The sequence below is a fragment of the Clostridium fessum genome (assembly GCF_027698965.1).
GTDB classification, from domain to species: Bacteria; Bacillota; Clostridia; order Lachnospirales; family Lachnospiraceae; genus Otoolea; species Otoolea fessa.
In genome coordinates this window covers 228,321-240,032 of record NZ_JAQEQF010000003.1, presented here as the reverse complement: position 1 = coordinate 240,032, position 11,712 = coordinate 228,321, and the positions used below count along the sequence as shown (strand labels likewise).

Sequence of the window (11,712 nt, the reverse complement as noted above, 5' to 3'; positions counted from 1 at the left end):
AATCACCCTCCCATCACGTATGGCTTGTTTATGATTTCGAGGACATAGAACTCTTCCCATCCAGTTGATGCAAGCATGCGGACCTTATCGCCTGGTGTCAGCTTCGCCTTCATATTTCCGGACAGCTGACCGGATGGAATTGTAAGTTTAGCATCAACCTGCACTCCGGCACCGTTGTACGTCCCGACCAGGATGGCCGGAAGCTTCACGGAGTTCAGAAAGCCATCTACTATCAGCTTAATCTTTTCATTAATCATCCAGCGATCACCTCCAATTCCATCGTATGTACCGGTAGATACTTATGCGTAACCGACTTCACAATCACGCGTCGGTTTAAGCCGATATCATCCACACTGCCGAAGATGCTGCATCCGGCTCTCACCGAATGATCTCCGAGACAGGACAGTTTAATTGTTTCTTTTTCGTGGTTGTAGAGCTGCAGGAGCTTCTTCGCCTTCTCCTGCAGCTTTGCCACATCCGCACTCTTATCGGACAGATGCTCGTAATACTGCAGATTGCCGTACCGGTTCACGGATGCTTGGTCTGACTCCTGCGCTGTCTGCGCCTTACCGCTTGTCTCATCCATCCAGGACAACTTTACGATGTTATAAAACTCATCATCGATGGACTTCTCCCAGCTATAGCCATAGGCAAGGGATGAATCACCCAGGACAAGAGGCAGTTGCAAATCCCACAGGCTATCAAGCCGGACCTCGCCATACACATCCGCCAGACGATACCAGATACCCTGCGGAGCTTCTACCGTCTTTGTGTTCAGCAGTGTGTCGGAGATGAGACCATAAATCACGTCAATCCATGTATCCTGATACTTAACCTTGTCCACTGGTACCTTATAGGCCACTGCGGGCATTGCGCCAACTTTCAGATTGAGAAACTTACACATGGCCTGTGTTACTGTGCTAACATCATCCTGCCCGCCTTTTAAGGTGATGATGTCCTTTGCCTTCCCATACCGGAGCTGGTCATAGGCTTTAATCTTTACCTTGCGATTCTCACCCATACTCACCTTAAAGACCGTACCGAAGAAAATGCCATCTGTCTCACTAGAGTTCGTCAGGCGCACGACATCGCCGTTCTGGAGCATCAGTTCATCGTCATACAAGTAGGAGAATTCAAGAACGGACGCACCGTTATTCAGTTCATCCTTCCAGCTGATTTCTGAACAGAGTTTGGATATTTCCAGAATCTGCCCGTTTGTTTCGACGCATAGCTGCATGATCTCCCTCCTTTATGACGGTATCGAAAACGTCTGCCCTGGATAAATCAGATTCGGGTTCTTTATCTTGTCTGAATTGGCACTGACAATCTTCGGGTACTGGCTTCCGTTCCCGTAAAACTGCTTTGCAATCTTCCAGAGTGTATCCCCTTCCTGGACAGTATAGGTCTTCCCTTGCTCGACTGCTGGATTTGCAGGCTGCGGAGTCTGGGGCTGTGCCACTGTGGCCGCCGGGGTTACAACCGCCACATACTTTTTACTCGGGGCCTTATACTGTACAAAAGAAAGAGATAGGTATTTATCCCCCTCTTCTCCGGCTTTCTCTGTAATCGTACACGATTCAATCAGCACTTTCACGGATTCGTCATCTGTCTCGCCGTTTGAGTAGATCAACTGAACCGGTTTCTTTTTCCTCTGGGCCTTCGTGATGGCTCGGATATATCGATCCGGATCGGCTCTGCTGCCTGATTCCATGTAGTGTACTTCCTGATGAGGAAGCTCACAGCTGAACTCATATGTCCACAACTCTGGGAATTTCGGGACAGAAACCTGCCCCGATTTAAGAACCTGGTATTTTTCAATACTTAACTTCTGAGTCTTTTTGATTTCTTCTGGATTGACCGGAAGCTTATACTTTTTACCACTGATTTTTAAATAAACACTATAGCTCATCAATACAATCCCTCCGGTGCTGTATCAATCTCATCCTGCAGGATCTGAGCCACTGCCGGGCCAATCTTCTCATAGTCCATTTCCTGGCTGATATCTCCAGTAAACGTAACCTGGATATTTGGCGCCAGAGTGTTCTGGGCGATGCGCGCCACATAGTCACGCTCCGCCAGTTCCCGCAAGTAATCAATATCCTCGTCTTCCAGTTTCACGTTCATGCTTCCATTCTTGCCGGTACCTTTAACTGCAGCAGGATTTCCGGATGTTCCCATTCCGGCACTGGACGGGATGCCATCAAAACCAATGCCACCACCACCACTAACAAGATTCGATGCCTTATTTGCGAGAGCGGAACCTTTCGCATAGCCCTTTCCAGCTGCAGACGTGTAATCCATCAATTCAGGAGATTTAACATATTCTTTCCAACCACTCTCATCCTTTATTGACTTTGTCTTTGTTTCGACAGCACTTTTCAATCCCTCCAACCCAGAGGTTATATTCTTAGTAACGCCTGGAATTTTGTTGATGATATTTTCTATTGCCCTCGCCATGTTCAACACATAACTGATGCATGTATTGGCCATATCAAGGAACAGAACTTTCACCGCGGCAACCGGGCTATGAAATACGTTCCCGACAAAGTTCGCAAGCATTGCAAACCCTTTCCAGGTTGGATAAATAAATGAGTTATACGCAACTGCGCCCAGTGTGTAAAGCGCTGCGCCGATGATTCCGGTCGCACTGACAGACGATCCGGTTAATTTATTAAAAGCAGCCACACCTGCATATAACACAGCCACCAACGCAATTACACCAATTACCATAAGAGTCGCCGGGTTCAAAGCACACAATGCCGCCCAAACGCCAGCTGCGGCATTCAAAACCCACTGAGCCGCTGCCGCTCCATATGTAGCCACAGCCCAAACACCAAGCCCCACAGCCACGCCCAGAAGGAGAGGGCCGATAATATCCATGTTGTTAGCAATCCAGTTTAGCGCCATAAGGAACGGGGCTGATGCTTTCTGTATTGCATTCATGGCCTGGATCCACAACTGCGACCAGGTCAATGGCATAGAGTTGAATTTCTCATCTATCTCTTCCATCGCCGCAAGCTGTGCGTTCTTGACAATTTCAGCAGAGACAGCACCCTTTTCCGCATAGGATTTAATTGAGCCCTCGGCCCAGCCCATGTACTTCTCGATGTTTCTGGCAATACTGGGGGCTGCTTCCAGAACTGAATTCAGTTCGTCTCCTCGAAGAGCTCCTGCACCCATTGCCTGCGTCAGCTGTGTCATGGCTCCGGCTGCCGCACCCGCTTCCGTTCCGCCGATAGCAAACTGTTTGTTGATGGACTCGACAAAAGCAATCAGCTCTCTCTGGTCCTTAAATGCACCTTTGGCATTCAAGCCGAGGCTCGCAATTCCTCCGGCCGTACTCTCGTAGGATGCCCTGGAACGCTGCGCCGACGCATAGACATCGTTCTTAAGATTCGGATTGATGATATTTCCCGAATCATCCTTATTAATCAAGTTAAGTCTGGTATTAGCATTTAAATATCTGTCGGATGCATTTAAGAGCTTACCGCCAACATCCGTAGCCGTTTTAACAGCGAAGAGCTTACCAAGAGCACTGGCTACTTTTTCCGCTTTCCCCTTCGTCCTGTCAACTTCATCCCCAAGACCTTTTACTTTTTTTCTGGCCTTATCTGCGCTTTTACCAACTCCGCCAAAACTATCCTTCGCTTTCTTTCCGCTTTTTCCAGCCTTGTCAAAGCTCGTCTGTATCTTATCCGCAGCCACACTGGCATTTTCTATTGATTGTCCTGCTTTATCCGCAGATTTCGATATTCTCTCGACTCCGGAAACGAATCCTTTCTCTGCCAGCTCAAAAACCGCTCTCAATCTTGGCATTTATTTCTTCACCCCTTTCGCGGCGTGTTTTTCTGACTCAACCCGCAGTTCACAACTCGCTGCGATGAAAGCTTTCTCCCGGTGAGTCATACTTGCCAGCTGCCCCGGGAGAATGTGTAATCTTTGCAAAGCAAAGTGCCCCAGCAAAAACTCCGGATCACTTTGCCTTATTCGTTTTTTGCCTCATCCTTCAGGTCCTCAAAATCATCGTCCATACCGGACAGATCCTGAACGGCATCTATCAGAGCATTATATTCATTGGTATAAAGCATCTTCTTCAAAAGTTTCGTTTCCCCGAGAACACCATAGGCTTTCTGCAGCTCCGCATTGCTTAAGTCCGGGAATACTACTGCGGCCGCTGTGACCTCATCCACGTACTTGGTACGGTCAAAGGTGCTGTTTCCCTTCTTATCCGTCTTGATACAGCCTTTCTGAATCTTGTCGCAGATCTCCTGTTCGAGCGGACGGATTACGAACGGAACAAGCTTTCCGTCTTTCCCCTTGAAGCGGTCAGAAACGATGACCTCTTTCTCCGGAGTAATCTCCGGATGTAAAAAACCATATAAATCTCTTGTTACTTCGCTCATGTTTATCCTCCCTATCTAAGGTTCTCCGGAAGTTGGAAGGCTTCCAGACAGTCGCAGTCATCAAAAGTAAAGTCTGAATCGAACGTGATCGGATCCTCGCTGTCATCTTCCAGGTAAGCAACCGGAATTGTGGACAAGATTACATGGAAAAGTGTCACTGTCTGCCGTCCGACTGTGGACTGCGGATCCTCGTTCGTGAACTGCATGGTTGAACCGGCGAACTTGCCGGTCTTCTTGTAATCAAGAAACTCTTTCAGTGCATCTGAGTTCATGAAGTAGAAGGTTCCGGAGCCTGAGCCGGAAGCACCTACCACCTTATGCTGACTCATTCTGTGGCCCAGAAGCTTCTTCTCTGCGATTTTCAGCTCTACGTGAGCATCCACCTTAGAGATCTCATAAAACTTCCGATTCTGGCCGTTTCTCGTGATGAATCCACTTCCCTCTGAACCTGCAAGGGTATCGGAAAGCATTGTATAATTTTCTGCCATGTCTTAACCTCCTTACGTCAGATTTACATTGATGTACGCGAGCTCCATACTTCCCACAAGTTGGATGCCGCAGTTTACCAGTATCGCATTGATGGCGGCGCCTGCTTCAACAGTCACGTTGTCGGAGTCAAAGTTCTGGATCGCTCCACGTCTCTCTAAGTCAGTAAAATACTCTACAAGCATGCCTTTGAAAATCATTCTGCCTGCTGCATTGTTGTCATACTTTCCTTTAATACTTGCATCCCACACTGCCTGGATATCGCTGCGGATTCCGCAGGCGGTACGAACAGAACGATTCTGCTTCATAATATCGCCTTTATCCTGTGTGGTAGTGGTCAAAGAGTTCACATCCGCCACCACTGTGACGTTCTGGCTGCGATCCACATCCAGAAGGAACTTACCCGCCTTAATGGCTGCCTCCTGTTCGGAGCGAGTCATTCTTGGTGTTACATCAATCGCACCGATGAACTTCTGCGCCGTGTTTGACTTAGTAACACTTGCACCGGCTGTGATGCCGCCAACCCAAGCAGCCGCCTCATACACCGTCAGAGTGGAACCATCGGAAAGGGTAACACCCTGCACGCTGTTGATGGTATACTCTGAATCCGCCTCGTAATTCGGCAGTACGGCCGTTACATTCTTGCCCTCATCATCCTGCATGGATTTAACCCATGTAGCAATTGTCTGCTGAGCAGTTGAACTGGAAGAGCTGGATTTTGCATACGGATAAACCAGTACATCAAAATCAACCGTCTTGAGTGTCTTTAACATTGCCGTAATGGCCTCGTCCTTGTGAGTGGCCGGAAGTTTGTACAGGAGCACTGTTTTTGCCCCTAACAGTGCCAGTTCTGCCAGCTTCTTATCCGCTGCCGTTGCACCTTCCGGATAATTCATTTCTGATGCAGTAATTTCGTAAAGGGATGCATCCGTTCCCTTGCTAAGCTCCTGAGCGATAACCACGGTTCCGCGGTCTCCAGCTGTAATGCTCAGAGGCGTGTTTGTCCGGATGTTGATATAAGCACCCGGAATTACCTTATTCTGGTTTTCCCATGTACCCGCCATAGTTATTCCTCCATTTCTACGTTCGTCTTCACATCTTCCATTCTAGGCGCATCTGTTGCCCTATACTCTGTATAAGTGACGCTGAATAGGAAGTGAAGAACGTCATCAGTTATGTTTGTATCTCTTTCTCTTACATAAAAGGAGACGCTATCAGCTCCGATTACATCGAAGTGCCTAAGCATCTCCTGTTTTACTGTCTCACATTCTTTTCTGCGGTTCTGTATCTCTGCCACTGGGAAATACTGAACATCGAAGCTCTGCTTCATCCTCTGCCGGTTATCCAGCCGCCTGCTTGGCTCCGTGGACACGGTAAGAACCAGGATACAAGGAAGTTCCATGTTCTGCGGAATGTTATCCCTGTATACCCGTTTCAGCCCTGGAATGACCGCCCGGCATTCTGCCGCAATTGCCTTATACAGTGTGTCAATCCCCATTCTCGTGCTCCCTTCTAATTCTCACAAGTTCCGCCTCGAAGAGTGCAACCAACCGCTTGTCGATGTATGACACGCCCTTTTCAAGCAGGTACGTGCCTTTTACAAAGCCTTTTGTCGGTCCGCCGCTCTTCGTAACAACACGATGGCCATAATTCCAAAAGGACGCATATTCAGCCGTATTGACCAGCACTTTCTTTACAGTGGATCCGGACTTTGAAGCCGGTGCCGACTTCCAGGATTTTCTAAGCAAACCACCCACGACGGTGCCGTGTGTCGTAAAGCTTACAACTGTTCCGGCCTTTGGCCCATGCTTAACCGTAAATGTAACTGGGTTCGGGTGTAAGCCGACCGGAGTCCTCTCTTTTAACCACCTCACACCCTCATTTACCGCCTGATTCAGCACTTTTTTGTCGATCTCGGATAAATCATCCATCTCAGCCTTTAAAGCCTTCCGAAAATCTTCAACAGCTGCCTTATTCCGTCGATAATTCGAGCTCACAGTTTCTCATTCCTTTCCACCCGACACTGATACTGAAAGCTGTATGGATGCGCTTCACCGACCCTCAGCGCCACCTGTTGCCCGCTTATGAGAGTGACAATTACCTTATCGCCTTCGCGAATATCAGTGCCAAGGCCACAGAACAGCTGATTGCTGGTCTGAACACCCGGAACAGGAACTCCGGCGTTACTCTGCGCAGAAATGCTGTATCTGCACTTAATGCCGGAAGCTACGCAGATCTCACCGGACGTGTCGAAGCCATCACCGTCCGTTGCATCCTGGTACCGGTACACATCCATCCTTGAATCGTACATCAATTCATACGGGTTAATCATAGCCTCTCAACCTCCTAAACCGCCGTAAGACCGACTTATCCGCATCAGACAGACCGTAAATACCGTCGCGGCTGTTACTGCCGCCAGTGGCATAGGTAATACTTCCATCGCCTTCCTTGATGCTGGATATGTCCTGTTGGTAGCCGGTTCCTTTTGCGGTCTCATAATCAATGATGGCCTTTACCTTCTTCCGGATAAACGGCTCCAGAAGCTCAGGGAGATCTTCTGGTCTTAAATTGCAGAAAGAAATCGCTTCCTGTATCCAATCCAAAATCAGCAAATCGTAGTCTTCTGTATCCAGTTTTAAATTGCTTTTTACAAGCTTTAACATTTCTTCTCTTACCATTCGTCTCCCTTCTCGCGAATCCGGAGATTTGTGTAGCTGGCCAACTCACTGTGCCGATATTTTGCTAATTTACTGTGTTGCGACGTTCTGTAACAGCCCATCTCACGTATCTGCTGGTGTGTGTACTTTTTCAAATCTGAATGTCGGTATTTTTTAAGATACTGATGATTCTTTACCGTGACAGAAATAATGAAACTCTCATTCGTTGAGACCGGATTTCTGCTCAGCGCCACCCCACCGATGCAGACAGCCATCAACGCACCTCCATGCTCTCTGTGTGTTTTCTGGTTTCGTTGCCTGTCTGGTAGGTGATACATAGTTGATATTTGCGTGATCGGCACTTCGGGGCAAGCATGATCTGCAGGTGTAACTCTGTTTCATTCCCGAGAATATCGCAGTTTCCTGAATCTTCCAGCATCCCGTTGTGGTACAGCTCCCAGGATGCTGAATTAATCGAGAAGTTTTCTTCTTTTCTGGAACGTACTGCGAATTTTACATATTTGTTTTCGCCCAGAATAAAATCAATCATAGTTCGTCTCACCTCCTAGATACTCCAGCCAATAGTCACACGGATATACACACTCCAACGCGGTCTCATCCAACAGCTTGGCTAAAACACAGTCACACGGATACGTGCATTCAAGCCACAAATCCTCCGGTTGCTTTTCCAGCCAATCTGTTAGAGGAATCAAGCGCAATTCTAAGCTATCCGGGTCAAACAGCAAAATGTATCTGGATGAATAACAATAGTTTCCGGCCTCATCATATGCCTTTAATTCAATTATGAGCTCACAGCCTTCCACGGATGGGAATGTGCATTCCCACACATCCCCATCTTTCCGGCTAAAGATTACGCTTTCTCCATTTATCAAACCTTCCAGACGTGTAACCATATGGGGCCTCCTTAATCAGTAACCTCCACACTGATCAGATAGGTCTTGCCGGCATCTACCGGATTAGGAGCAATGGTAACAGACTTAATAACCGGAGCAGTCTGATCGACGGTTACAGTACGGACTACCGTCGTGGTCTTGCCCGCTGCATCCCTTGCCACCACGGTAATTGTGTTGGCTCCGGCTGACAGGCTCAGGGACTTACTGAACGATCCGTCTGTTCCAACCTCGACTGTCTCCGCATTACCGCTGTTAAGCTTAATGGTTAATGTTACCGGACTAGAGGTAGCGTCATTTGTCTTACCTGCGACTGTAATATCTGTCTTATTGGTTACAAGCTTATCGGACGGTGATGTAATCGACAATGTAGGCGGTACGGTATCGATTGTGCACTTAACAGATTTCTGAGCAGCCGCATTGCCATCATAGTCAGATGCATCAATCTTAATTGTATGCGGGCCATCTGAAAGAGCCGTAGTTGGCGTATACGTACATCTGTAACCGCCGGATACAGTTTCTTTCTTGATTCCGTCTCCGATAATCTTGGATCCACTGTCGATTGTGATTCCAATCGTGGACGGATTGACTCCTGAATCTGCATCCGTAACCGTCCAGATAATGCTCGGCTTGCTTGTAGTAAGATAAGAACCTGCAGTCGGGCTGGAGATACTGATCGTCGGAGCGACCTTCTCCTTTACCTTTAACTTCAGCGATGCACCCAGCGTAGCATCTGAATCTGTCTTTGTCGTTGTGTTTCCTGCTTCATCCGTAGCTTTAACAGTGACCGGATAATAGTGTCCGCTATTTACGTTATAACTCGATTTAGCAGGTGCCGTAACCGTCGCCTCATATTTTCCATTGCTGCTGTTATACGTTAGTGTGACGGTCGTGCCATTAATGACGGCCTGTACTGATTTTACTGCCATATCTTATTCCCCTTATCCGAGTTTGTGTTTAAACGCTACGATACGGATCTGTTTCGTCTCGTAGACCGGTTTCCAGTTCTTCGGATTTGCAACCTCAGTTCTGGACGGGCCTTCTGTCTTAGCAACCTCCGCATTCTGCCAAGCGATTCCTCTCGGATGCAGGATCGTAGTTCTGCGGTTGATCAGATAGTCGATACCAGAGCCTTTACGTTTCGCACGATCGGTCTCTGTCGGCACATCGCCCACCGGATGACCGTTTCCGAGCGCTACAGCTCCGTTACCGAACAGATATGTCGTGTACACATCGCCATCGACCGGGCATCCATCATCGACGATAACTCGTTTTCCCTGGTACACACCGAATGCAACATCGCTGGACGGCTGCACCGTCTCAATCAGGTTCTGTTTTTTCAGATATGCCTCCGTTGCAGAATGCATACAAACACCGGTCAGCTGCGCTTTTGCGTCGCCTAACTTCTGTTCTGCATCAATGAATGCTGAACCAGACCAATTTGCTTTCGCGCCACTCAGACCAGAAATGTCCAGAATATTAGACGCCAGTCTGGTTTCTGCCGGAGGAGTTCCAGATCCACCTGCCGGTACGGTACCAAACACGCCTTTGAGGATGGCGATCAATTCTTTCTGCATATCACGCTCCCAGAATCTGGCGACCAGAGTACCAATTGCCATCATGGGATCTGTTCCCGCAAGTGCCGCTGCCAGGTCTGTTGCCGACCACATCTTTGCACGGCGAAGAATTACCGCTACATCCTTGTTTGATGCAATCTTGTTATCTGCAAGATCCGCGCCTTCAATAATCGGCTCAGACTCTCCAGTCAAATCCTCGAAGAACGGCATATTGACCATCGGGGATGCCTGGGAAGCCAGGGCATCAAACTCTGTATTATTTGCAATAATTCCGCTCTGGTACAGCGCGGACAGTTCCATCGTACGATTAATCACATACGGATTAAAAAGTTCCGGGACAATAACGTCCTGTAAGGTTGTTCCTGCCATTTAAAATTCCTCTCTTTCTTAAAGTTTTACCCCAGCTGCAGCCGCCATCTGCCGTGCCTGCTCCGGGTTCTGCTTGAACAGGCGTCCCTGTTCCGTCAGATTGTACGTTTCTTTCGCGAACGGGTTATTTACAGGCGGCTTTCCGCCGCCAGCCGGATCGTATCCACCAGCACCGCCGGCATTCTTAAACAGGTGTGGAGAAGATTCCCTCATCGGTTTCAGAACATCATCCAGACCAATAACCTTTCCATCCTTGTCAAAGGTAAATTTATCCAGACCGCCTTGCTTATAGATGATGTAGTCTGCATCCGTGACGCCCGCCTCTTTCAGCTTATCCTTCAGTGCATACTCTTTTCGGGTATTATCCGCCTCCGTTTTAAGCCTTGCCGTCTCCGCTTCATAATCTTTGACCTTCTGCTGCAGCTCTGCGTTATCCGCATTATTTTTCTTCAGGTCCTTGATTGTCTCACTGGCTGTGCTCAGCTCTTTTACTTTGTCATTGTAGTCCTGTTTCGGTACCGCGTGCTTTGGAAACTCCGCGTTGATCGCTTTCACGGCTGCCTCAACATCCAGTTTTCCATCAGTAATTACTGCTTTTTCTAAGATTTCTTTTAACCATTCCACGTTACATACCTCCATAGATTTTTATTCCCGCTCTCCGGGTGTTGGGATCGGCCGGTTATACTCCCGGCAGAGTAGGCCCAGTTTTATGCCTTATGGCAGGGCATAAAAATAACACGCATCTCTGCGTGCTTACCGCTCGATCTTATCGCATTTCGTGCACCGCCGTACATAACCGAATCCCGGCTCCAGTGTTTGCAGTAGTGATGGCTGCACCGGTGCTGTCTGATCCACTTGAAGATTCCTGTTATGATCACCTCCCTGTTGTTGCGATATCGCAACGGATTATTTGACTTCAATATCCGGAATTATTCTTTCCGGATAAAATACCAGCTCATAATGATACTTGTCCGTCCCTTTAGGCTCCGTCTGCTCCATCACGTAACAGGTCCAGTCATTCAGATAAATGTAGTCCTTATAATACTGATCCTTTCCAGTCTTAATCGTTACTACCAATTCATTTGACCTATTATTACTAAGTGCCATATACCCTTCTGCCTGAAGCATGATTGTATCTGTTCTTGCATTCGTAACCGTGATTTTGCGGTAAACATTAAATTCATCCGCGTCCTTTGACAGATTGTGATTCACTGTAGATGCCGTTGAACAGCCAGATACTCCCACAGCAAAGCAACACGCCATCATAAGTGCTAAAAGTTTTTTTCTCATAAACCTTAAATCTCCTCTC

At 47.9% G+C, this 11,712-nt stretch carries 17 protein-coding genes; all 17 read right to left on the bottom strand.

Features of this window, described 5'->3' with window-relative positions; genetic code table 11:
- Window positions 1–2 precede the first annotated feature (2 nt).
- A complete protein-coding gene (locus PG862_RS05730; protein WP_270706816.1) occupies window positions 3–257 on the bottom strand; it encodes a DNA helicase in 255 nt (84 codons plus the stop codon).
- Entirely contained in the window at window positions 254–1,237 is a 984-nt protein-coding gene (locus tag PG862_RS05725; protein ID WP_270706815.1) for an XkdQ/YqbQ family protein, read from the bottom strand. The genes PG862_RS05730 and PG862_RS05725 overlap by 4 nt, the downstream gene beginning before the upstream one ends.
- A 12-nt stretch (window positions 1,238–1,249) precedes the next feature.
- The gene (locus PG862_RS05720) at window positions 1,250–1,909 is read right to left on the bottom strand and encodes a LysM peptidoglycan-binding domain-containing protein (RefSeq protein ID WP_270706814.1); all 660 of its coding nucleotides are present in this window, start codon (window positions 1,907–1,909) and stop codon (window positions 1,250–1,252) included.
- Window positions 1,909–3,816: a tape measure protein gene (locus PG862_RS05715; RefSeq protein WP_270706813.1), complete on the bottom strand. Its 1,908-nt coding sequence runs from the start codon at window positions 3,814–3,816 to the stop codon at window positions 1,909–1,911. The genes PG862_RS05720 and PG862_RS05715 overlap by 1 nt, the downstream gene beginning before the upstream one ends.
- A gap of 167 nt (window positions 3,817–3,983) precedes the next feature.
- On the bottom strand, window positions 3,984–4,403 hold the full coding sequence (locus tag PG862_RS05710) for a phage tail assembly chaperone (protein ID WP_270706812.1): 420 nt from the start codon (window positions 4,401–4,403) through the stop codon (window positions 3,984–3,986).
- Window positions 4,404–4,414: 11 nt separating this feature from the next.
- Window positions 4,415–4,891 carry a phage tail tube protein gene (locus PG862_RS05705; protein WP_270706811.1) on the bottom strand — a complete coding sequence of 159 codons (477 nt, stop codon included), beginning with the start codon at window positions 4,889–4,891 and terminating at the stop codon, window positions 4,415–4,417.
- A gap of 12 nt (window positions 4,892–4,903) precedes the next feature.
- Window positions 4,904–5,953 carry a phage tail sheath subtilisin-like domain-containing protein gene (locus PG862_RS05700; RefSeq protein WP_270706810.1) on the bottom strand — a complete coding sequence of 350 codons (1,050 nt, stop codon included), beginning with the start codon at window positions 5,951–5,953 and terminating at the stop codon, window positions 4,904–4,906.
- Between the two features lie 2 nt (window positions 5,954–5,955).
- Window positions 5,956–6,387, bottom strand: coding sequence for a phage tail terminator family protein (locus PG862_RS05695; RefSeq protein WP_270706809.1), 432 nt, complete (start codon window positions 6,385–6,387; stop codon window positions 5,956–5,958).
- A complete protein-coding gene (locus PG862_RS05690) occupies window positions 6,377–6,886 on the bottom strand; it encodes an HK97 gp10 family phage protein (RefSeq protein ID WP_270706808.1) in 510 nt (169 codons plus the stop codon). The genes PG862_RS05695 and PG862_RS05690 overlap by 11 nt, the downstream gene beginning before the upstream one ends.
- Entirely contained in the window at window positions 6,883–7,221 is a 339-nt protein-coding gene (locus PG862_RS05685; RefSeq protein ID WP_270706807.1) for a hypothetical protein, read from the bottom strand. The genes PG862_RS05690 and PG862_RS05685 overlap by 4 nt, the downstream gene beginning before the upstream one ends.
- The gene (locus PG862_RS05680) at window positions 7,214–7,567 is read right to left on the bottom strand and encodes a head-tail connector protein (RefSeq protein WP_270706806.1); all 354 of its coding nucleotides are present in this window, start codon (window positions 7,565–7,567) and stop codon (window positions 7,214–7,216) included. The genes PG862_RS05685 and PG862_RS05680 overlap by 8 nt, the downstream gene beginning before the upstream one ends.
- Before the next feature lie 253 nt (window positions 7,568–7,820).
- Window positions 7,821–8,096 carry a hypothetical protein gene (locus PG862_RS05675; RefSeq protein ID WP_270706805.1) on the bottom strand — a complete coding sequence of 92 codons (276 nt, stop codon included), beginning with the start codon at window positions 8,094–8,096 and terminating at the stop codon, window positions 7,821–7,823.
- A complete protein-coding gene (locus tag PG862_RS05670) occupies window positions 8,089–8,460 on the bottom strand; it encodes a PF13754 domain-containing protein (RefSeq protein WP_270706803.1) in 372 nt (123 codons plus the stop codon). Before PG862_RS05670 ends, PG862_RS05675 begins: the two co-directional genes overlap by 8 nt.
- Window positions 8,461–8,471: 11 nt before the next feature.
- Entirely contained in the window at window positions 8,472–9,386 is a 915-nt protein-coding gene (locus PG862_RS05665) for an Ig-like domain-containing protein (protein ID WP_270706802.1), read from the bottom strand.
- Between the two features lie 12 nt (window positions 9,387–9,398).
- Window positions 9,399–10,403 (bottom strand): major capsid protein, encoded by a 1,005-nt coding sequence (locus tag PG862_RS05660; RefSeq protein WP_270706801.1) that lies wholly within the window; start codon window positions 10,401–10,403, stop codon window positions 9,399–9,401.
- An 18-nt stretch (window positions 10,404–10,421) separates the two neighbouring features.
- Window positions 10,422–11,027: a phage scaffolding protein gene (locus tag PG862_RS05655; protein WP_270706800.1), complete on the bottom strand. Its 606-nt coding sequence runs from the start codon at window positions 11,025–11,027 to the stop codon at window positions 10,422–10,424.
- A 282-nt stretch (window positions 11,028–11,309) separates the two neighbouring features.
- Window positions 11,310–11,693 carry a beta-sandwich lipoprotein gene (locus PG862_RS05650; RefSeq protein WP_270706799.1) on the bottom strand — a complete coding sequence of 128 codons (384 nt, stop codon included), beginning with the start codon at window positions 11,691–11,693 and terminating at the stop codon, window positions 11,310–11,312.
- Between the last annotated feature and the right edge of the window lie 19 nt (window positions 11,694–11,712).

Bases quoted from the DNA above. Each gene is read 5' to 3' on its own strand.
- PG862_RS05730 (WP_270706816.1), bottom strand. From the start codon at position 257: ATGATTAATGAAAAGATTAAGCTGATAGTAGATGGCTTTCTGAACTCC.
- PG862_RS05725 (WP_270706815.1), bottom strand. From the start codon at position 1,237: ATGCAGCTATGCGTCGAAACAAACGGGCAGATTCTGGAAATATCCAAA.
- PG862_RS05720 (WP_270706814.1), bottom strand. From the start codon at position 1,909: ATGAGCTATAGTGTTTATTTAAAAATCAGTGGTAAAAAGTATAAGCTT.
- PG862_RS05715 (WP_270706813.1), bottom strand. From the start codon at position 3,816: ATGCCAAGATTGAGAGCGGTTTTTGAGCTGGCAGAGAAAGGATTCGTT.
- PG862_RS05710 (WP_270706812.1), bottom strand. From the start codon at position 4,403: ATGAGCGAAGTAACAAGAGATTTATATGGTTTTTTACATCCGGAGATT.
- PG862_RS05705 (WP_270706811.1), bottom strand. From the start codon at position 4,891: ATGGCAGAAAATTATACAATGCTTTCCGATACCCTTGCAGGTTCAGAG.
- PG862_RS05700 (WP_270706810.1), bottom strand. From the start codon at position 5,953: ATGGCGGGTACATGGGAAAACCAGAATAAGGTAATTCCGGGTGCTTAT.
- PG862_RS05695 (WP_270706809.1), bottom strand. From the start codon at position 6,387: ATGGGGATTGACACACTGTATAAGGCAATTGCGGCAGAATGCCGGGCG.
- PG862_RS05685 (WP_270706807.1), bottom strand. From the start codon at position 7,221: ATGATTAACCCGTATGAATTGATGTACGATTCAAGGATGGATGTGTAC.
- PG862_RS05680 (WP_270706806.1), bottom strand. From the start codon at position 7,567: ATGGTAAGAGAAGAAATGTTAAAGCTTGTAAAAAGCAATTTAAAACTG.
- PG862_RS05675 (WP_270706805.1), bottom strand. From the start codon at position 8,096: ATGATTGATTTTATTCTGGGCGAAAACAAATATGTAAAATTCGCAGTA.
- PG862_RS05670 (WP_270706803.1), bottom strand. From the start codon at position 8,460: ATGGTTACACGTCTGGAAGGTTTGATAAATGGAGAAAGCGTAATCTTT.
- PG862_RS05665 (WP_270706802.1), bottom strand. From the start codon at position 9,386: ATGGCAGTAAAATCAGTACAGGCCGTCATTAATGGCACGACCGTCACA.
- PG862_RS05660 (WP_270706801.1), bottom strand. From the start codon at position 10,403: ATGGCAGGAACAACCTTACAGGACGTTATTGTCCCGGAACTTTTTAAT.
- PG862_RS05650 (WP_270706799.1), bottom strand. From the start codon at position 11,693: ATGAGAAAAAAACTTTTAGCACTTATGATGGCGTGTTGCTTTGCTGTG.